Source organism: Curtobacterium sp. MCPF17_047 (assembly GCF_003234045.1).
GTDB lineage: Bacteria > Actinomycetota > Actinomycetes > Actinomycetales > Microbacteriaceae > Curtobacterium.
In genome coordinates this window covers 36,055-55,538 of the sequence record NZ_QKSF01000005.1, presented here as the reverse complement: position 1 = coordinate 55,538, position 19,484 = coordinate 36,055, and the positions used below count along the sequence as shown (strand labels likewise).

General features: G+C 71.2%; 15 protein-coding genes. 10 read left to right on the top strand and 5 right to left on the bottom strand.

The features are described from left to right. Window positions 1–53: 53 nt before the first annotated feature. Together DEJ33_RS06650 and DEJ33_RS06645 are read left to right on the top strand one after the other, a co-directional pair. Window positions 54–683, top strand: coding sequence for a TetR/AcrR family transcriptional regulator (locus DEJ33_RS06650; protein ID WP_111077417.1), 630 nt, complete (start codon window positions 54–56; stop codon window positions 681–683). Between the two features lie 498 nt (window positions 684–1,181). After that, on the top strand, window positions 1,182–1,721 hold the full coding sequence (locus DEJ33_RS06645; RefSeq protein WP_111077416.1) for a cysteine hydrolase family protein: 540 nt from the start codon (window positions 1,182–1,184) through the stop codon (window positions 1,719–1,721). A 425-nt stretch (window positions 1,722–2,146) separates the two neighbouring features. On the opposite strand, the gene DEJ33_RS06640 is transcribed toward DEJ33_RS06645, so the two are convergent. After that, on the bottom strand, window positions 2,147–2,590 hold the full coding sequence (locus tag DEJ33_RS06640) for a MarR family winged helix-turn-helix transcriptional regulator (RefSeq protein WP_146242543.1): 444 nt from the start codon (window positions 2,588–2,590) through the stop codon (window positions 2,147–2,149). An 83-nt stretch (window positions 2,591–2,673) separates the two neighbouring features. Between DEJ33_RS06640 and DEJ33_RS06635 the strand changes: the two genes are divergently transcribed. The 3 genes from DEJ33_RS06635 (at window position 2,674) to DEJ33_RS06620 (ending at window position 4,988) form a co-directional block, all read left to right on the top strand. Then, entirely contained in the window at window positions 2,674–3,078 is a 405-nt protein-coding gene (locus tag DEJ33_RS06635) for a nuclear transport factor 2 family protein (RefSeq protein WP_111077414.1), read from the top strand. 166 nt (window positions 3,079–3,244) lie between these two features. Next, entirely contained in the window at window positions 3,245–3,793 is a 549-nt protein-coding gene (locus tag DEJ33_RS16860; RefSeq protein WP_146242542.1) for a hypothetical protein, read from the top strand. A gap of 760 nt (window positions 3,794–4,553) precedes the next feature. Further along, window positions 4,554–4,988, top strand: coding sequence for a DUF2087 domain-containing protein (locus DEJ33_RS06620; RefSeq protein ID WP_111077411.1), 435 nt, complete (start codon window positions 4,554–4,556; stop codon window positions 4,986–4,988). 39 nt (window positions 4,989–5,027) lie between these two features. Here DEJ33_RS06620 and DEJ33_RS06615 read toward each other — a convergent pair whose 3' ends face one another. Next, entirely contained in the window at window positions 5,028–6,011 is a 984-nt protein-coding gene (locus DEJ33_RS06615; protein ID WP_111077410.1) for an alpha/beta hydrolase, read from the bottom strand. Then, complete coding sequence (locus DEJ33_RS06610) at window positions 6,004–7,494, bottom strand: MFS transporter (RefSeq protein WP_309147003.1); 1,491 nt, start codon at window positions 7,492–7,494, stop codon at window positions 6,004–6,006. Before DEJ33_RS06610 ends, DEJ33_RS06615 begins: the two co-directional genes overlap by 8 nt. Before the next feature lie 161 nt (window positions 7,495–7,655). Between DEJ33_RS06610 and DEJ33_RS06605 the strand changes: the two genes are divergently transcribed. Next, window positions 7,656–8,780, top strand: a complete 1,125-nt coding sequence (locus DEJ33_RS06605) for an FAD-dependent oxidoreductase (RefSeq protein ID WP_111194505.1) — start codon at window positions 7,656–7,658, stop codon at window positions 8,778–8,780. A 28-nt stretch (window positions 8,781–8,808) separates the two neighbouring features. On the opposite strand, the gene DEJ33_RS06600 is transcribed toward DEJ33_RS06605, so the two are convergent. Then, window positions 8,809–9,666 carry a formate/nitrite transporter family protein gene (locus DEJ33_RS06600; protein WP_111194504.1) on the bottom strand — a complete coding sequence of 286 codons (858 nt, stop codon included), beginning with the start codon at window positions 9,664–9,666 and terminating at the stop codon, window positions 8,809–8,811. Window positions 9,667–9,816: 150 nt separating this feature from the next. On the opposite strand from DEJ33_RS06600, the gene DEJ33_RS06595 reads away from it, so the two are divergent. The 3 genes from DEJ33_RS06595 to DEJ33_RS06585 all read left to right on the top strand — a co-directional run bounded on the left by DEJ33_RS06595 (window position 9,817) and on the right by DEJ33_RS06585 (window position 12,270). Continuing rightward, entirely contained in the window at window positions 9,817–10,914 is a 1,098-nt protein-coding gene (locus tag DEJ33_RS06595; protein WP_111077406.1) for a glycerate kinase, read from the top strand. 144 nt (window positions 10,915–11,058) lie between these two features. Then, window positions 11,059–11,505, top strand: coding sequence for a hypothetical protein (locus DEJ33_RS06590; protein WP_111077405.1), 447 nt, complete (start codon window positions 11,059–11,061; stop codon window positions 11,503–11,505). 81 nt (window positions 11,506–11,586) lie between these two features. Next, a complete protein-coding gene (locus DEJ33_RS06585) occupies window positions 11,587–12,270 on the top strand; it encodes a DUF6766 family protein (protein ID WP_111077404.1) in 684 nt (227 codons plus the stop codon). 82 nt (window positions 12,271–12,352) lie between these two features. Here the strand turns inward: DEJ33_RS06585 and DEJ33_RS06580 are convergent, their stop codons facing one another. After that, on the bottom strand, window positions 12,353–18,295 hold the full coding sequence (locus tag DEJ33_RS06580; protein WP_111194503.1) for a GH92 family glycosyl hydrolase: 5,943 nt from the start codon (window positions 18,293–18,295) through the stop codon (window positions 12,353–12,355). Window positions 18,296–18,462: 167 nt separating this feature from the next. Here DEJ33_RS06580 and DEJ33_RS06575 point away from each other — a divergent pair, with 167 nt between their 5' ends. Next, window positions 18,463–19,461, top strand: coding sequence for a LacI family DNA-binding transcriptional regulator (locus DEJ33_RS06575; protein WP_220034448.1), 999 nt, complete (start codon window positions 18,463–18,465; stop codon window positions 19,459–19,461). Window positions 19,462–19,484: the final 23 nt, after the last annotated feature.

Here is a 19,484-nt window from a genome sequence, read left to right as displayed (position 1 = left end):
CACACCCCGTTCACGTTGGAACCTAGTCCGGCACTTGTTGGTACAGTGAAGCCATGACCGAGCCAGCCGCCGAAGCAGACACGACCCCGCTGACCTTGGTCGAACGCAAGCAGCGTGCCGCGCGGAGCCGGATCATCGACGCCGCAGATGAGTTGTTCGCCGAGCGAGGCTTCGACGCGGTCTCGGTCACGGACATCGCCGAACGGGCCGAGGTCGGCCGGACGACGTTCTTCCGACACTTCGGCGACAAGACAGAAGTCGTCTTCGCCAAAGAGCAGGCCATGTTCGACGCGATCACTACCGTTGCATCCGCGCTTTGGGATCCCGCGCCAGCCGTGCAAACCCTCGGAGACGCCCTGAGCGCGCTCGAACCGCTTGTCCTCCAACTCTGCGCACAAGCGATCTCGGACCTTGCCACGTACGGGCGGCACACAAGGCTTCTCGACGCGCACGAGGAGCTGCGGGCACGCGAAGCGGTCAAGCACCAGTACATCGCGAACGAGTTCACGAAGGCGCTCATCATGCAGAACGCCCCCGTTGACGTTGCCACCATTGCAGGGCAACTCGCGGTCGCCTGCTACTCCAGCGGTCGAATCCTGGCCAGCGACCCCGCCGACCTGGTGGAAGGGACCGCGGATGCCTTCCGGAAAACACTGGCGATGCAATCTGCAGGCTCGAACTAGTCAAGCTCGCGATCGTCGACTGGGCGGTCCTCGTCTGAACGAGTAGGGAGAGGCCGAACACGAGCACTCCCAGCCCGAGCGGGGCAAGGACGACCAGGAACGGCGTCGTCGCTCCTTGAGCAGCGAGCATCATCGCGATCCAGAAGAACGCGATGATGCCTGTTCCCGCGCTCACCGCCCCGAAAGTGATCGCTGCGCCCCATCGCGAAGCGCCCGAAGACAACGGGACGACCAGCAGACTGCAGACAAGCGCTCCGACGATGCCCGGAACGATGCACGACCAGAAGGCGTCGTCCGCCGAAGCCCACTGATCTGGGCCTGCTCCCGTCCAATGCACGGGCACTGGAGAGGGAGGATCCGTCCATGCCAGGCGGAGAGCGACCACCGAAGCTGGAGCAAGCCAGGCCACCAGCGCAGCCACGACAAGCGCAGCGCTCAAGCGCGAGCGCGAGTTCCATGACAGCGGAAGATCCAGGCGAGCGTCGCAATACTCGTGACATGACCCGTGCTCTCGTCCTCGTCGACATCCAGCGTGACTACTTCCCCGGCGGCGCGTTCCCCCTCGTCGAGCCCGAGGCGGCGGCCACCGCGGCGCGGACCGTCCTCGACCGCTTCCGCGCGTCCGGCGAGCTCGTCGTGCACATCTTCCACGTCAGCACGGACCCGGCAGCGTCGTTCTTCCGTCCCGAGACGTCTGGGGTGGAGTTCCACTCGTCCGTCACGCCCGCGGACGGTGAGGTCGTGCTCGAAAAGCACCGGCCGAACAGCTTCATCGACACGGGGCTGGCATCGGTCCTCGACGACGCCGACGTCACCGAACTGGTGATCGTCGGGATGATGAGCAGCATGTGCATCGACTCGACCACGCGGGCCGCGCACGAACTCGGCTACAGCAACACCGTCGTCTCGGACGCCTGCACGGCACCAGACCTGCAACACGGTGACACGGTCGTGCCGGGCGCAGCCGTGCACGCCGCATTCATGGCCGCGCTCGACGGCAGCTTTGCGACCGTGACCGACAGCAGCTCCCTGGTGTGATCGACCCGGTCACCGAGACGAGCAGTCATTGACCGGTAGGCCATGGCTCATCGAACGTCGCTGTTGATGACCTCCGACATCGCCCGCAGCGAAGTGAGGCCCACGGACCCGGCCCGGCTTGAACGGGCAGCGACCCTCGCCATGCTGCGGGCAGGACGCATCCTCACCGGGTAGATGCACTTTGGGCGGGTTCCCGTGGATGCGACAGCCCCTCAGCGACCGGTCATTGCGTCGACGCACGATCGTTCACTGCGACGGTGACGGTCCCCAGCGCTCGCTCCCTCGCCACAACTCCGCTGTCCGCTGGGTCACCGGCTCACGGAACATCACTGCAGGTTGCCGGCTGGATCACCGCGGGGGGCAGCCACGGGAGGAGCGCCGTCGTCGCGATGACGAAAGTCACTGCCAGGTCGACGGGCCTGCAGCTAGTGGGCGACTTCAGTGGTGATGAGATCGAGCAGCCGCTTCAACGTCGCCCGTTCCGCTGAGGTCAACTGCGTCAGCAGCTGGTCCTGCGCCGCCGCGAAAGCGGGGTCGAGCCGCTTGAGGAGCTCCGTCCCCGCAAGCGTGTGCTCGAGCAGGTTGCGTCGCACGTCTGCGGGGTCAGGACGCCGCGTGACCAAGCCGAGCTGCTCGAGCCGCGCAGCGTATCCCGAGAGGTCTTTGCGGTCGATCCGGACGCGACGGCCGACTTCGGCTTGGCTGAGCGGACCAGCCGCCTCGAGCACGGCAAGGATCGGGTACGCCGCCTTCGGGACGCCGGCCTCGGTGGTGAGCTCCGACACCACTCGAGACGCTCGCGCCGCAGCCTCGACGAGCAGCCAGCTCGGAAGCGAACGCAGTCGCTCCGGAATCTCCCGCTCAGCCATGTTCTCCACGGTAGGCGAAACTCCCGCTTCCGTGTATCGTTGGGATTCCAACGTTGGGATCCCAACAGTAAGAGAGGCTTCTCATGTCAAGCACACCGTCGGACATCATCTCCCGCATCTTCGCCGCGATCGACGACCGCCGCTTCGACGATCTCCCCCAGATGTATGCGAGCGACGTGGAAGCGACGACGGTCATGGGTGTCACTGTCGGCGCCGGCTTGGTGGTCGAGCAGGTCCGCGCCGTTCACGAGCCGATCCCCGCCACGCAGCACCTCGTCTCGGGCGTCGTGGCCGACATCGCGGGGAACCAGGCGGAAGTTCGCGGCAATGTCACTGCGGTCTTCTGCGACGACGCGCATACGCCGGCATTCGAGGGATCGAACGTCTGGCGCGGCCGCCTGATCCGTCACGGCGACACCTGGCTCGTCACGTCGTTCTCCATCAACCTGGTGTGGGCGCGCGGAACGTTCCCCCAGCTGCAGGCGTGACCACCGCGGACCTCCCCGACTGTCGTGCCTCACCACTACGTCTCCAGACTTGGCGGATCCCCTCCGCGAGCGGGACTCGCGCCAGGCCGAGCGGGGGGGGGAGGACGGTAAGCTCCGGTCGACCGAAGCCGGGCGGACTTGCCCGGTGACGAGGGGGGGGGAACACGTGGACAAGCGCAACATGCTCCGGGGAACCGGAGTCGCACTGATTCTGGGCGTCACTCTGGTGGCCAGCGCCTGCTCCGCTCCGAGCAATCAAGAAGGGCCGCGTGTCCCATCTTCATCCTCCGCGGCGAAGCAAACGACGCCTGCCAGCGCCTCCCGTCCAACCGATGCAGCATCGCCTTCCGATGCGGGCTCGAGCACTCAGGCTGGCGCGGCGGCGACGCCACTGGGCGACGCGACGCAGGATTGGCCCGCAACCGATCTCGGTCAGCGTCAGGGTGCGATGGGGTCGGCAACCGAGGAATCGCCCGGCGTCTACCGGTATGTGGTCGCAGCCAACGACACCACCTCCAACCTGCTCGAGCGGTTCGACCTGTGCCAGATCGATATCGCGCTCTCGTATGAAGCCGACGGCGGCCATCTCGCCGCAGGTCAGGCCATCACCGTGCAGAGGCACATGGCTGACGGACGAGGCAGCGACACCACCGACGACCACCGAGGCTGGAAGTGCACCTACCCCGAGCAGCCCCGCATCTCGCGGACGGGTTAGCCCGCGAGGAATCTGCGCCACCGCTCTCGCATGCTGTCGGTCTGACTGACTGACTGACTGACCGCCCTAGGCAGCACGGCTGACCATCAGCACATCAGAACGCGCCCGGTAGCCGATCGACCGCCGAGACATCGGCCGAGTACAACTGAGGGATGCGAACACATCGACTCTGGGTGGGCTGGATACTCGGCCCGGTCACCATTGCGTTGTTCGTCGTGACCGTCATCGCAGCGGCCACACGTTTCACGTCGTGGCCGCCCCTGCTCGCCGCTGCGGTGACCGCCGCCGTGGCTGGATCAGTTCTCTTCGTGTTGGGGCCGCGCGCTGCTCGACAGCAGCAACGTACGCAGCGGATTGAGGCAGCGGAGCGCGACCGGTAGAGGATCGGCATCCGGGACGAAGCTGCGCTCGTCGCAGTGCTCAGGCTCGACGCAGCACACTGGGCTCACTTAGACGAGCTACCGCGACAGCAAGCTGTACGCGTCGACGACCAGCGTCGTGAGGTCGCCGGAAACCGCTCCGCGATCGCAGCAGACAGGGGGATCTCCCGGCTCCCCGGGAGGCCCAGACACCTGCACCAGCATCTCCGCCCCCCCCTCTGTCGACCGCCGTCCCGACTGAGTACCGGGCAATCCCGGAGTCTCACCTGCCGCGAGAAGCGACAGGTGGAGCCGCCGTTCCCCGCTCCGCGTCGCGCCCGCGCCACGTCCGTCGGTATCGTCACCGGCACCCAGACGACGAAGGAGTACTCGACGTGAGCATGCAGTCCGCACTCCGGCGCGCACGGCAGGTGGTGGCGGTCGCCATCAACCCGCACATCCCCGCGGACCGGTTCGACTGGGTCGGTGACGACGGAGCCGTCGTCACCGACCTGCTGGTGGAGGCGAAGGAGACGATCGAGCTCCTGCAGTCCGACCGGGCCGTCCTGCACACTGGGCGGATCCGTGACCTGCCGACCGATGCGCGCCGGCGTCAGGAACTCTCGAACGCGATCGTCCAGACCGTCTTCGACCGCCTGCCGGCTCGGCGCAGCGTCTCGGAAGCGGCACTGAACGCCGCCCTCGCGATGTTCGTCGAGGACGTCGCGCTCGTCCGGCGCGACGCGGTCGACGCCGGCGTGCTCACCCGGTCAGCGGACGGTTCGTCGTACCGTCTCGACACGAACCCGGCCCGGAACGGCGGGCACCTGCCGTGACCTCGACCTGTCGCCCTGACCGCTGGCGGGTGACCGGCGTCACGCGCGGCTGACCGGCTCGCCGAGCAGCCGCCGGGTCCAGTCCGCCAACGCCGCGGTCGCGCGCCGCGACACGGCGGCCTCGGGCACCATGCTCGTGAAGCCGTGGAAGGCGCCCGGCCAGACGTGCAGCTCCGCGTCGACGCCCGCGGCCCAGAGCGCGCTGGCGTAGGTGACGGTCTCGTCCCGGAAGACCTCGGCGCTGCCGCAGTCGATGTACGTGCGTGGCAGCCCGGCCAGTGACGTCGCACGCGCCGGGGCGGCGTACTCGGACACGTCGTCGGTGGCCCGGCGGTCGCCCAGGTAGGCGGTCCAGCCGGACCGGGTCATCTGCCGGTCGGCGACGCCGACGCCGTCGATCTGCCGCGTCGACACGGTCCGGTCGCGGTCGTCGAGCATCGGCGAGACCAGGATCTGCCCGAGGAGGGCAGGGCCCCTGCGGTCGCGTGCGAGCAGGGCCGTCCCCGCCGCGAGGCCGGCTCCGGCGCTCTGTCCGGCGATCACGATCCGGTCCGGGTCGATGCCGAGTTCGTCGGCGTGCTCGGCGACCCACACCAGGCCGGCGAAGCAGTCCTCGACCGGGTAGGGGTCCGGGTGTTCCGGGGCCAGGCGGTAGTCGACGCTGACGAGGACGACGTCGTGGTCGAGCAGCCAGTCGTCGTAGGAGCCCAGGTTGCCGAGGTGGTGGCCGAACATCATGCCGCCGCCGTGGATCGTGTAGACCCCGGTCGTCGGGCCGGTGCGGCCGGTGCGCTGGATGACCGCCAGCTCGATCGGGTCGCCGAGGTGGCCGGGCACCGTGATGCTCCGACGCTCCAGGCCGCGCTGGCGCAGTCGCTCGTCGTGGGTCTCCAGCGGGATGTCGAGCTGCCGCATCCGGGGCAGCATCTCCGGCGTGAGGACGAACGGTCCGCGCGCGGCGAGTGCGGCGAGGAACGGCGCGAGCTCGCGGTCGAACGGCGGGCGGGCAATCAGGTCAGACATCGGTGTTCTCCTGGCTGGTGGTGGGAGCAGTTGCGGTGGAAGGGGTTGCGGCGGTGCGGGCGCGGAGCATGCCGACGACGACCAGGACGGCCGCGACGGCGGTGACCACCGCGCCCGCGATCGAGACGGCGCCCTCGAACGCGGCGGTCCGACCCGGCGCCCAGGGGGTCGTGCCGAGGTCGCCCGGCACGAGTGCGGCGAGGATCGTGCCCGTGGCGGCGATCCCGACCGCGGTGGCGATCTCACTCGCCGTGTCAACGAGCGCCGCCCCGATCGACGTCCGGTCGGCGGGCAGCCCGTGCAGGACGTTGTTGCCGGCCACGGCACCGACGACGCGCATGCCGGCGGCGACGAGCACGAGGGCGACCAGGACACCGGGGTACCCCAGCCGTGCGGTCAGGGCGAACACGGCGAGGCCGGCGACGACCGCGGCGGCGCTGATGCGTGCCGCCCGGTCGAGTCCGACGCGCTGGACGAACGGGCCGACGAGGCGTCCGCTGGCGAGGAGCACGACCACCTGCGGCAGCGTCCCGACTGCGGCGAGCGCCGGGGGCCATCCCCAGGCGAACTGCAGCTGCAGGGTGACGAGGTACGACAGCGCGGCCATGGCGAGACCCGCCGCGGCCTTGTACGCCAGGCCACTCGCGACGAGCGGCCGAGCGATCAGGTGCAGGTCGAGCAGCGGGTGGTGTGCGGTGCGCTCCCGGACGACGAAGCCGACGGCCACGAGGGCGGTGACCGCGCCGGCGCCCCACCCGGCCCATCCGGCAGCGCCACCGACGACGAGCGTCGGGGTGACGAGGACGCCGACGATGCTCGCGGTACCGAGGACCGCCCCGGCGACGTCGATCGGGTCGCGGTGCAGGTCGTCCGGGCGGTCCGCGGCGATCCCTGCCCGGATGCCGGCGAAGGCGACGACCGCGATCGGCACGTCCGCGACGAGCAGCACCTGCCACGGCGCCACGGCCAGGACGAACCCGCCGACGGTCGGCCCGACGGCGAGGCCGACCAGCCCGGCGGTGGAGATGACGGTGAGCGCCCGGACCCGCAGGTCCTGGCGGGCGAAGAGGCGGAACGCCAGTGCCATCGAACCGGGGGTCGTCATCGCGGCGGCGACGCCCATCAGGGCCCGGACGACGATGAGCTCCTGGACCGAGGTGACGAACACGGTCAGGAGGCTCGCCACCGCCAGCAGCACCAGGCCGACGAGCATCGTGCGACGCCGGCCGACGCGGTCGGCGACCGCACCGAACAGCAGCATCAGGCCGCCGAAGGCCACCGAGTAGGCACCCGACACCCACTGCAGCGCGGTCGTCGAGGCCCGGAGGTCACGGGCGATGGTCGGCAGCGCGACGTTCAGGACCGAGTTGTCGAGCATCTCGAACAGGAAGACCGCGGACAGGCCGGCCAACGGCAGCCAGGCGTCGCGGAGACCAGCGGGTGGCGAGACGGGTGTGGTCGGCGGGGAGGTTCGTACTGACACGGGCGCACTCCTTCGATGAAGAAGTGGCGGCTCCCGTGAGACGCGTACGCGGTTCCGTCTGCCGGAGCAGAACGGGTTTTTTTCCCTCTGCGTCGAACTGTAACGCATCCGGACCCCCCGCGCAGGGCCCGGCGGGACACCGCGTTCACTACGGTGTCGTCATGCCCCCTGCGACGTCGACCGACGGACCGACCACGCACACCTCCGACCACGTCGTCATCGGCGGTGGCGTCCTGGGCGCCGCGACCGCCCGAGCCCTGGCCGCCCGCGGCGAGCGCGTCCTGCTGCTCGAGCAGCACGACCGGGGACACGTGCACGGTTCCTCGCACGGGGGCAGCCGGATCTTCCGGATGGGGTACCCCGACGCGGACTACGTCGACCTGACGCTGCGGGCCTGGGACGCCTGGGCCGCGCTCGAGTCCGCGTCCGGTCGGACCCTGCTCGACCACACGGGCGCCGTGGACCACGGTCGTCCCGAGGTCGTCGACGCCATCGCCGCCGCGCTCGACGCCGCGGGCATCGCAGTCGAACGCCTGACCCCGGACGAGGCCGCAGCACGGTGGCCCGGGATCGCGTTCGAGGGGCACGTCCTGGCGCACGCCACCGCCGGCCGGATCCGCGCCGCCGACGCCCTGGAGGCGCTGCTCGACCTGGCAGCGGCGGACGGCGCCGACCTCCGCTTCGGTGTCCGTGTCACCGACGTGCAGGACGCCGGCGACACGGTGACCCTGACCCTCGCGGACGGCAGCACGGTCCGCACCCGCAGCGTCGTCGCGGCCGTCGGTGCCTGGGCGCCCACCCTGGTGGGTGCGTTGCTCGCCGGGCGTGGGGCGAGCCTCCCGGCCATCCGCGTCACCCAGGAGCAGCCCGCGCACTTCCCCAGCCACCTGCCGGACGAGGCGTGGCCGTCGTTCGTCCACCACCCGGCGGACGGCGGTGGCGTCTACGGGCTGCTGACCCCGGGCGAGGGCGTCAAGGTCGGCTTCCACGGCACGGGGCCGGTCGTCGACCCGGACGACCGTGACCGGACGCCGGACGCCGCCGAGGTGACGCGGCTGCAGGCGTACGTCGAGCGGTTCGTGCCGGGGGTGGACGCGTCGCAGCCGACGCTGATCAGCTGCCTGTACGACAACTCCCCCGACGAGGACTTCGTGCTGGACCGGCGCGGGCCGGTGACGGTCGCGACGGGATCGTCGGGGCACGGGTTCAAGTTCGCGCCGGTCGTCGGGGAGATGCTCGCGGACCTCGCTACCGGCGGCGAACCGCACCCGCGCTTCGCGCTCTGACCGTGCCGCGTGCTGACCGTGCCGGGCGTCAGTCCCGTTCGGCGTCGGTCTGTTCGGCGTCGGCGCGCTCGGGGTCCTGCTGCGAGTCCTGCCGACGGTCCTGCATCAGCTCCTTCGTGCGGAGCAACCGGAGCGCCGTCACCAGGACCAGGCCGCCCAGGACGTTGAACAGCAGCGTGTAGCCGAACCACCCGAGCCACTGCCCGTACGTGATGTCCGCACCGGACTGGATCGCGCCGAAGACCAGCAGTGAGTCGAGGATCGAGTGGAACAGCTGGAGGCCCGCGAGCAGGAACCCGCCCGCCACGGCCGCGACGAGCTTCGCCGGGTCCGAGTCCGTCCCCTGCTGCATGCGCGTCATCAGGGTGATGGTGCTGCCGCCGAGGACGGCCAGGACGACGCTCTGCAGGCCGAACGGCGCGTCGATGTAGTGCGCCGCCGACTCGGTGAGGGTGGCGTGCCACTGCGGGAACGCGTGCACCACCAGCCACATGAAGACCCAGCCCCCGGCGAGGTTCGCGACCAGGGTGCCGCCCCAGAGCTTCATCAACTGCAGGACCGTCCCCTCGCGGGCGACGACCGCGGCGACCGGCATGAGGAAGTTCTCGGTGAACAGCTCGCTGTGCGCCAGGTGCAGGGCGATGAAGCCGATGCCGAACGCGAGGCCGGCGAGCAGGTGGCTGTCCGTCTCGGTGAGCACGGCGAGGTACGCCATCACGCCGAGGCCCACCTCGAGGCCGCCGAAGAAGCCCGTGATGAGGACGGCGCGGGTCGTCCGCTGCAGCCGTTCGGCGCCCTCCTCGATGGTGGCGTCGAAGGACTCGGCGAGCTCGTCCTCCACAGGTGCGTCGGTGGAGCCCAGCTCGCGGCGGCGGTCGTCGGTCATCGTCCGGACGGTACTCAGCCGGACCCGGGCCAGCTGGTCGGTTGCGCCGCAACACGCAACGCGGGCGGCGGCACGCAGCGGTACTCCGTTGCGCGGTGCCGCCGGGGTTGCGTTCTGCGGGCGCGCTCGCGGGGTTGCTAGCGTGACGGGATGCGCGTCGTCATCGCACCGGACTCGTTCAAGGGGACCGCGTCGGCGGCCGACGTCGCCCGGGCCGTCGCCGACGGTTGGCGGAGTGAGCGGCCGGACGACGACCTGGTCATCCTGCCGATGGCCGACGGCGGCGAGGGCACCATCGACGCCGTGGCCACCGCGGTACCGGGCAGCGAACGGGTACCGGTGACCGTGACGGGACCGGACGACCGGCCCGTCGAGACGGCATGGCTCCGTCTGCCGGACGGCCGTGCCCTGGTGGAACTGGCGGCGACCAGTGGCCTGACACTCCTCGACCACCCCCGGCCCGACACCGCGCACACGACCGGGTTCGGGCAGGCGATCGCCGCGGCCCTCGACGCCGGCGCGACCGGGCTGCTCCTCGGCATCGGCGGCAGCGCCTCGACCGACGGCGGCATCGGCGCACTGCGGGCGCTGGGACTGGCGGTCGGGACGAGCGTGCCGGCGGACGCGACCGGCGGCACGGTGCTCGACCACGTGCCTCCCGTCGACACCACCGCGCTCCGGACCCTGCCGAAGCTCGGCGCCGTGGTGCTCAGCGACGTGACCTCCCCGCTCCTCGGCGAGCACGGGGCCGCCGCCGTGTTCGGACCACAGAAGGGCGTGGCGCCCGACCGGGTGGCCGTGCACGAGGACCGGCTCCGCCGCTGGTCCGAGTGCTTCCCCCACGTCGACGCGGCCACGCCGGGCGCGGGAGCGGCAGGCGGGACGGGGTTCGGGCTGCTCGCCTGGGGCGCCGTCCTCGCGAGCGGTGCCACGACGATCGCCGACGCGATCGGACTGTCGGACGCCGTGGCCCGAGCCGACCTCGTGATCACCGGCGAGGGCTGCTTCGACGCCCAGAGCGCCGCGGGCAAGGCCCCTGCCGTGGTCCGGGCGCTCGCCGAGGACCTGGGGACGCCGACTGCGCTGGTCGCCGGAGCAATCGCGGCACCGGTCGACGGGTTCGCGCTGGCGGCGTCGCTCACCGTCATCGCGACGCAGACCACCGGCGAGCCCGACGACGCGCTGCGGGACCCGCTGCGCTTCGCCCGGATCGCGGGGGCGCGGATCGCGCGGGCGCAGGACGCCTGACCGGCAGCGCCGTCCCGGTCCGGCTCAGCGCACTGACGGGAGGCGCGGCACGCACGGCAGGCGCGGCACGCTGACGGGAGGCCCACCCCGCGTGTGTCGGACAGGTCCGGAACGCCTCCCCCGGCGTCGCGGTAACCAGGGGCCGTGCACCAGCGACCGACCCGTACCCCGGTCAGGACCCCGGCCGGCGTCCTGACCGGATCGGCCCTGCTCGCGGCCCTGCTCATGGCCTCGGTCACCGGGTGCAGTGCGGGCGGCGACACCCGGGCGGCGGCCGTCGACGCGGCTTCCGACTTCGTCACGGCGCTCGACGACCAGCGCGGTGCCGACGCCTGCGCCCTCCTCGTGCCGGACGCACGCCAGGCAGTGACCGACCAGACCCACCGGGACTGCGCCGACGGTGTGCTCGAGCTCGACCTGCCGAGGGTCGTCCGCACCGCGTCGACCGAGGTGCACGGACGCGCCGCACTCGTGCACGGCGAGGGCGACGCCGTGTTCCTGGCGCGGTCCGGCTCGTCGTGGCTGGTCCGCGCCGCCGGGTGCACGCCGGTCGCCGACGCCCCGTTCGAGTGCGTCCTGGACGGGAGCTGACGTGCGGAAGCTGTTCACCGCGTACCTGGTGTTCATCGTCGCGGGCCTGGCGTACTGCTTCGCCATCGCCGCACTCGGGCGGTGAGCGCGGTGCGCAAGGCCGTCCGGCAGAACGCACTCGGGCTGTTCTTCGGCGGGATCCTGGTGGCCGCGCTCGTCGGGCAGTCGTTCGCCGGCTGGGCGGTGTTCAACGACACCCAGACCGCGGAGGGCCTCGACCCGATCGGCTGGCTGGAGTACGTGTCCTCGTCGAGCTTCACCGCCGACGTCGCGGAGAACTGGCAGTCCGAGTACCTGCAGTTCCTGCTCTACATCTGGACGACGGTGTGGTTCGTGCAGCGCGGTTCCCCGGAGTCGAAGGAGCAGGACCAGACCGGGCTCGAGTCGGACGCGGACCAGGAGGTCGGCCCGCACGCCGGTCCCCGCTCACCGCGCTGGGCCGCGGTCGGCGGTCTGCGGCAGGCACTGTTCTCGCACTCGCTGCTGCTCGTGATGGGCGGCGTCTTCCTGGCGAGCTGGGCCGCGCAGTCGGCCGCCGGGGTGGTGGCGTACGACGAGCAGCAGCTGCTCGACCTCGAGGCGCCGGTCACCTGGGCGCAGTACGTCGTCAGCGCGGACTTCTGGAACCGCACCCTGCAGAACTGGCAGTCCGAGTTCCTGGCCGTCGGGAGCATGGCGGTGCTGTCGGTGTTCCTGCGCGAGCGGGGGTCGCCGGAGTCGAAGCCGGTCGGGGCCGCGCACGACGACACCGGTGCCGAGGGCTGAGCGCCAGGACGGCGGACGGGAGGTGCGATGCCGACCGGCACCGCACCTCCCGTCCGTCACGTGTCCGTGCTCCGACCGGTCCCTACTCCGTCGGCACCCCCAGTCGGTCGCGTCGACGTCGGACCACCGTGACCGCGACGGTGATCGCCGCACCGAGCGCGATCAGCGCTCCGGCCACGAGCCCCCAGCGGGCCGGGTCGACGTCGGAACCGGTCCAGGCGAGGCCGTCCCAGTTACCCGGCTCCGCCGGTGCCGCCCCCGCGTCGGCGGCGGGTCGGGCGAGGACCCGGAACGCGGCGCTCACCGTGACGTCGGACGTCGCGCCGAGGGCCTCCACCCGGTGGCTGCCCGGTCGCGCTGCGGACGGCACCGTGAAGGTCCCGCCGAGCACGCCGTCGGCGTTGGCGGTCGCGGTCCCGAGGGCGATCGGGGCGCTGTGCAGGGTCAGGGTGACCCGCTCGTTCGGCGCGAACCCACTGCCGGAGAACCCGACGACGGTGCCCTCGGTGCCGGCGTCCGCCAGGAGCCGGAACTCCGGCGCCCACGATCCGTGTCCGCCGCCGTTCCCGTTCCCGTTGCCGCCGCCGTTCCCGTTGCCGTTGCCGTTGCCGTTGCCGCCGCCGTTCCCGCCGCCGTTCCCGTTGCCGCCGCCGTTGCCGGGGACGACCACCTGGAAGGTGGCGCTCGCCGGGGTCGCCGACCGGTCGCCGGTGGCCGAGACCACGTGGCTGCCCGGACGTCCCGGGGCGGTCACGTCGAACCCGACCGCTCCGTCACTGCCCGCGGTCGCCGTGACCGGGACCGTGGTCCCGTCGACACCGACCGTGATCGACTCGCCCGCCGCGAACCCGGCGCCCGTGACGTGCACGGTCGCACGCGGTCGGACGCCGTCGCCCGCCGAGGTGGTGAGCGTCGGGGTCCAGACCGGCGCCGCCTCGATCGTCACCGCGGTGCGCACGGTCGCGCTCCCGGTGCCGTCGTCCACGGTCACGATGGCCGTGCGCTCCCCGGCGTCGGCATAGGTGTGCTTCCCGGTGACGGTCGCGGTGCCGTCGGTGACGCTGACGGTCGCGGCCTCGAGCGGCGAACCGTCGCCCCAGTTCACGGTCGCGGTGGTCGTGCCCGTGCCGACGGTGCCGCCGGTCGCGGTCGCGAGGGTCCCCGAGACCTCCTCGCCGGCGGTGCCGGTGAGGGTGTCCCCGGCGGTCGCGGCGAGCGCTGTGGTGGGGACCCGGGTGCCGTTCGTCGCGATCGCGAAGACGTGGATGCGGCCCTGACCCGACGGGGTCCCGACAGCCTCCGGCAGCGTGATCGAGACGGCTTGCTTGCCCGTCGGGATCGCGAACGCCGCGGTCGCGAAGACGCCGGCGTCCGTGCCGTCGGTGCCGTTCACCCCGACGGTGCGGTGGTCGCTGGTCGCGACGACGGTGTTCCCGAACTGCGGGTTCGCCAACGAGGCAGTCCAGTCGCCGAACGCGATCGGGAGGACGTCCGTGCTGCCGTCCGCGTAGGTGATCGTGCCGTCGAGCTGCTGCGGGTGCTCGTTGGCGGTGCCGATCACGGAGAGCTCCGTGATCCCGGTGCCGGTCGGCACCGGGATCACCTGACCGTCGTTCGTGGCGTTGTCCGGCTCACCCGGCTCGACGGCCGGCAGGTCGAACGTCAGGTCCGTGCCGGGCACGGCGTTCGTCGCACCCTGGGTGAACCCGTCGGCGGCGAGCGCCGAGCGGGAGAACCCGCGGCCTCCGAAGTCGCAGTTCGCGGCCTGGCCCGGGTCACCGAGGCAGACGTTGTCGAATGCGCCTTGGAGGCTCGGAGCGGTCCGCGAGATCGTCACCGGGACGTCGGTGCTCGCCATCTCCGTCCCCGAGCGGACGACGACGTGCACGGTGTGCTCGCCGGCGGTGTCGAACACGTGCTCGCCGGGCACCTCCCACGCGCCGAGGGCCGACTTCGTCGGGGTCACCTGCTGCGGGTCTGAACCGTCCTGCCAGTCCACGGTCACCGTGTAGTCGGCGGCCGTCGTGCCGGGCCCGGTGATCGCAGCGAGGTTGCCGGAGAAGGTCTGACCGACCTCCGCGGTGAGTCCCGGCGTCGGTGCGACCGCGAACGCGCTGGTCGTGGCGGTGCTGTCCGCAAGCAGCTCGAACTCGCCGATGGACGGCGCCTTCCCGGTGCTCGTCCCGGTGACCGACAGGCGGTACCAGGTCAGTGCGGCGGGGTGGGCGATCGTCGTCGGACGGGTCTGGAGCGGCGCGTCGAAGGCGCTCTTCGCGACGGTCGACAGCGGCACCCAGGTGGTGCCGTCACTCGAGCCCTCGAGCTTCCACGACGTCGGCTGGGCGCCGGAGGCCGCGGTGGTGAGCGTGTACTGGTCGACGGTGACCGGCCCCTGCGCGGACTTCCAGGTGATCGCCGGAGTGGCGGTCTGGAAGGTCGTCGCGGTCATGGACTCGTCGTCGGTCAGTGCGCCGACCGCGGTGTCGTCGTCACTCGTCGTGGCGCCGAACCCGGGGGTCGTGGCGTCGACGAGCGGCTTCGGTGCCACGGCCGGGGTGTCCAGGCCCTCGGCGCCCTGCGTCTTGCCGGCACCCCAGTTCGACGCGGTCGACCCCATGGTGAAGTCGAGCGTGCCGCCCTTCGCGACGTCGGCCTGCGAGATGACCGCTCGGTCGAGGGCCTTCCCGTTGAACGAGGCCGACTGCACGTACACGTTCTGCGCGCTGTTCCCCCTCGCGTTCACGTGCAGGTCGCCGCCGTCCAGGTGCACGGTGGCCTGCGAGAAGAGCGGCGAGCCGATCGTGTACTGCCCGGAGCCCTGTGCCAACGGGTAGAGGCCGAGGGCGGAGAACACGAACCACGACGACATCTCGCCGTTGTCCTCGTCACCGGTGTAGCCCTGCCCGATGTCGCTGCCGACGAACAGGCGTCGCATGCTCTCCCGGACGACCTGCTGCGTGAGCGACGGGTCGCCCGCGGCGGCGGCGATGTACGGGATGTGGTGCGAGACCTGGTTGCTCATGCCGAGCTGGCCCATGCGGACCGAGCGTGCCTCGAGCATCTCGTGGATCTGGCCGCCGTAGGAGCCCACGTTCTCGGCGGTCTCCGGGGTGGCGTAGAACTCCTTGAGCTTCGCGATGAGTTGGTCGTCGCCGCCGTAGAGCCCGGCGAGGCCCTGCACGTCGAACGGGGCGTGGAACGCGAAGTTCCAGCCGTCGGTCTCGGTGAAGGCACCGCCCCACTCCGCGGGGTCGAACTCGTCGGCTGCGACCTGGAACGACCCGTCGGCGTCGCGGCCCTGGAAGAACCCGGCGTCCTGGTCGAACAGGTTGACGTAGTCCTTCGCCCGGTCGTTCAGGTAGGCGGCATCGGCCGTCAACTCGTCGACGCGGTCGGCCGGGGTGGCCGGGTCCTTCGCCAGTGCCTCGGCCATCTTCGCCAGGCCGTGGTCGTTGATGGTGCCCTCGAGACCCCAGGAGACGCTCTCACCGAGCGAGTCCGGGACGTAGCCGAGGAAGGCGGACTGGTCGAGCGCCTTCCGGCCGGCGCCGGAGACGTCGGTGGAGACGGTCGTGGCGTTCTTGAAGCCGGCGTCGAAGGCCTCGAGCGCGGTCTTCGTGTCCACGGCACCGTCGAGGTACGCGGTCGCGAACGCCACGTCGGAGCTCGTGCCCGTCATGAGGTCTGCGTAGCCCGGGGAGGACCAGCGCGGCGTCCATCCACCGTCGCGGTACTGCTGCACGAACCCGTCGACGAGCTCCTGCGCGACGTGCGGGTACAGCATCGAGTACAGCGGCCACACCGTGCGGTAGGTGTCCCAGAACCCGTTGTTGACGTACACCTTGCCGGCCTTCACGACAGCGTTCGTCGTGGTGGCGGTCGCCGCGCCCTTCGGGGCGATGTTCGGGCTGGCGTGTTCCCAGACGGGGGCGCCGGCAGTGCCGGTGTTCTCGTGCTGCGAGTTCGGGTAGAGGTTCATCCGGTAGAGCGAGCCGTAGAGCGCCTGCAGCTGCGAGTCGCTCGCCGCGGACTGCGGCACGGTGACGACACCGAGTCGGTCGTTCCACGCGGACGCAGCAGCCTGCTGGACCTGGCCGAATGACTTGCCGGTCAGTTCGAGGTCGGCGTTGTGCCGGGCCTGGGCCAGCGAGATGAACGAGGTGGTGAGCCGGAGTTCGACGACGTGGTCGCCGGTCAGGCCGGAGAACGACGCGTACCGGGCGCTCGAGCGGTTGCCCGCTGCGGTGCCGGTGCCGGACGGGTCGTGGTCGAACGTGCCGGCGAAGAACATCCGGGTGGCGCCGACCGACAGGCCGGAGCCGCCCTGGGTCCAGCCGCTGACCGTCCCGTCCGGGTTCATCGTGATCGAGGTCTGCTCGTCCGAGCCGACGTTGTCGAACACGACGCTGCCGCTCGACGCCGGGAAGGCGAAGCGGAGCACGGCGCCGTGGTCGGACGGCGTGACCTCGGCCACGACACCGGACTTCGTCTTCACGGAGTACAGGTCCGGGCGGGCGACCTCGTCGTTGTGGTCGAACGCGAGCGCACGGGAACCGAGCGAGGCGTCCGGGTTCGTGCCCGAGGTCGACGGCATGATCGCGAGCTGGTTGCGGTCACCCATCCACGGGCTCGGCTCGTGGGAGATGCCGATGCCCTGCAGACGCGGCAGGTTGCCCGAGTCGTTGTCGGACTGCCACGAGTACTCCCACGACTGGCTCGACGCGTTCGTCATCGGGGTCCAGAAGTTGAACCCGTTCGGGACGGCCGCCGCCGGGATGTTGTTCCCGCGGGAGAAGCCGCCGGACGAGTTGGTGCCACGGCGGGTGTCGACGTAGTTCGTCAGGCTCGCGCCGTCGATGCGCTCGGCCTGCGGGTCGATCCGGATGTCGTCGACCCAGCCCTGGAACTTCGTTGCGGCGCTGGTGCCCGCGGCGTCGTCGTCGTAGGTGAAGAGGACCTTCTTCACGGTCTTGCCGGCGAGGGCGCCGAGCGGGATCCGGATCGAGTTCCACTGGTCGACGAAGAAGACCTTGCCGTGGCCGAGCGCCTTCGCCGAGACGCGGTTGCCGTTCTCGTCCGTGACCTGCGGGGACGCGGAGACGAGCGAGCCGTCGGAGAGCTGCAGGTCGACCGCGGCGTAGGTCGCCGGGTAGGTCGTGTCGCCGCCGAGCTCCGGGAAGAGCTTGTAGCTGAGCTCGCTGTCCGTCGTGATCGGCAACGAGACGTCGTCGTAGAGGACGTTCGTCGCGCTCGCCTCGCCGGTACCCACGTGGGCACCCGAGTAGCGGAGCGCCTTGGTGCCGCTGAAGCCCACGGTGGAGCGGATGTTCAGCCCGGAGACGGGGCCGTTCCCGACCTGCGTGACCATCGGGCTGGGCGGCGGCGGGGTGGTGGACCCGTCGGAGATGCTCCAGTCGGCGAGCTGCGTGATGCCCTCGCCGCTGTTCTCGGTGATGCGCAGGCGGTACTGGGCGTACGAGCCGGGCGTCGCCGCGGTGTAGTCGTTCGTCTTCCCGCGGCCGCTGAAGGACTGCGCCGACTGCGTGTCGACCGTCGTCCACGTGCTGCCGTCGGTCGAGCCCTCGAGGGTCCACGCCTTCGGGTCGCGGCCGGGTGCGTCGTTGGCGCTCGTGAGCGAGTACTTCCGGAGCGTCTCGGCCTGGTCGAGCCGGTAGGTGATGACACCGGTGTTCTTGAACGAGAGCCACTTCGACCCGGGGTTCCCGTCGGCCAGACTCGCGGCGACCTCGTTCGGCGGGTTCTCGGCGTCGGCCGTCACCGCGGTGACGTGGCCGAGGAGGCTGCCGACGGGCAGTGTCGACCCGGTGACCGTCGTCGACGGGGTGAGCGGGGTGTTCGCGAGGGGCTGCGTCTCACCGCCCTCGAACGAGGTGGTGAAGGGACCGGAGGCCGCGTGCGCCGGGACCGCTCCGAGGAGTGCGCCGGACGAGGCGATCGCCGCGCCGACGACGATCGCGGTGACGCGGGTCCCGAGCCCGCCGACTGTTCCGCGGATCTGCTGCATGGTCCGGCCGTGCCGGGAACCGTATGACGACATCGTCACCTTTCGGGGTTGGGGAGAGGTGACGCCGCGTCGACCATGACAGCGTTGTCACACTGGGCGTTTCTATCCGTTCGGTGTGAGTCGTGTCAAGGTCCACTCATGAAAGCGGACAACCGTACGATGACCCGGTGAGCACCGAGCGACCGACGCTGCGCGCCGTGGCCGAGCGGTCCGGCGTCAGCATGAAGACGGTCTCGCGGGTGGTGAACGGCGAGCGCTACGTCGCCGCGGACACCGCCGAGCGGGTGCTCGCGGCCGCCGCCGAACTGGGCTTCCGCCCGAACACCCTGGCGCGCGAGCTGCGTGCGGGCGGGCGCTCGGCGACGGTCGGACTCGTCACCGGCGACGTGGCGAACCCGTTCTACTCGAGGATCGCCCGCGGAGCCGAGCACGCACTCCGGGCGCCCGGACTCAGCCTGCTGTCCGCGTCGACCGACGAGGACGCCGACCGGGAACGGACGCTGGTGGCGCAGCTCGTCGAACGGCGGGTCGGGGGCCTGCTCGTGGTCTCCGCGGACGACGACCACTCCCTGCTCGCGCGGGAACGCGCGCTCGGGACACCGGTCGTGTTCCTCGACCGGTCCCCCACAGACGTCGACGTCGACTCGGTGGTCCTCGACAACGCCGGCGGCATGCGGTCCGCCGTCGAACACCTGCTCGAACGCGGCCACCGGCGGATCGGCCTGATCGGTGACCTCAGCCGGCTCTCGACCCACCGCGCCCGGGTCGAGGCGTTCGGCGAGGCGATGCGCGACGCCGGGGTCGACGACTGGGAACGCTGGGTCCGCAGCGACTCCCACGACCTCGACGAGGCGTCCCGGTCCGCGGTGAGCCTCGTCGAGAGCCCCGAACCACCGACCGCCGTCGTGACGACGAACAACCGCATCACGACCGGAGCCCTGCGGGCGTACGCCGACCGCCCGGACCGGCCGGCCCTGGTCGGGTTCGACGACTTCGAGCTCGCCGACGTGCTCGGCATCAGTGTCATCGCGCACGAACCGGAGGCGATGGGTCGCGTCGGGGCCGGAGAGCTCCTCGCCCGCATCGCCGGGGACGACGGTCCCCCACGGCACCACGTCCTCCCGGTCCGGCTCGTCGTCCGGGCGTCGAGCAGCACGCCACGCTGACCACACTCCGTGCGAGCACCGGC

What these genes read in the sequence shown, in the direction of transcription:
- DEJ33_RS06650 (WP_111077417.1), top strand. Translation starts at nt 54, where the DNA reads ATGACCGAGCCAGCCGCCGAAGCAGACACGACCCCGCTGACCTTGGTC.
- DEJ33_RS06645 (WP_111077416.1), top strand. Translation starts at nt 1,182, where the DNA reads ATGACCCGTGCTCTCGTCCTCGTCGACATCCAGCGTGACTACTTCCCC.
- DEJ33_RS06640 (WP_146242543.1), bottom strand. Translation starts at nt 2,590, where the DNA reads ATGGCTGAGCGGGAGATTCCGGAGCGACTGCGTTCGCTTCCGAGCTGG.
- DEJ33_RS06635 (WP_111077414.1), top strand. Translation starts at nt 2,674, where the DNA reads ATGTCAAGCACACCGTCGGACATCATCTCCCGCATCTTCGCCGCGATC.
- DEJ33_RS06620 (WP_111077411.1), top strand. Translation starts at nt 4,554, where the DNA reads ATGCAGTCCGCACTCCGGCGCGCACGGCAGGTGGTGGCGGTCGCCATC.
- DEJ33_RS06615 (WP_111077410.1), bottom strand. Translation starts at nt 6,011, where the DNA reads ATGTCTGACCTGATTGCCCGCCCGCCGTTCGACCGCGAGCTCGCGCCG.
- DEJ33_RS06605 (WP_111194505.1), top strand. Translation starts at nt 7,656, where the DNA reads ATGCCCCCTGCGACGTCGACCGACGGACCGACCACGCACACCTCCGAC.
- DEJ33_RS06600 (WP_111194504.1), bottom strand. Translation starts at nt 9,666, where the DNA reads ATGACCGACGACCGCCGCCGCGAGCTGGGCTCCACCGACGCACCTGTG.
- DEJ33_RS06595 (WP_111077406.1), top strand. Translation starts at nt 9,817, where the DNA reads ATGCGCGTCGTCATCGCACCGGACTCGTTCAAGGGGACCGCGTCGGCG.
- DEJ33_RS06580 (WP_111194503.1), bottom strand. Translation starts at nt 18,295, where the DNA reads ATGCAGCAGATCCGCGGAACAGTCGGCGGGCTCGGGACCCGCGTCACC.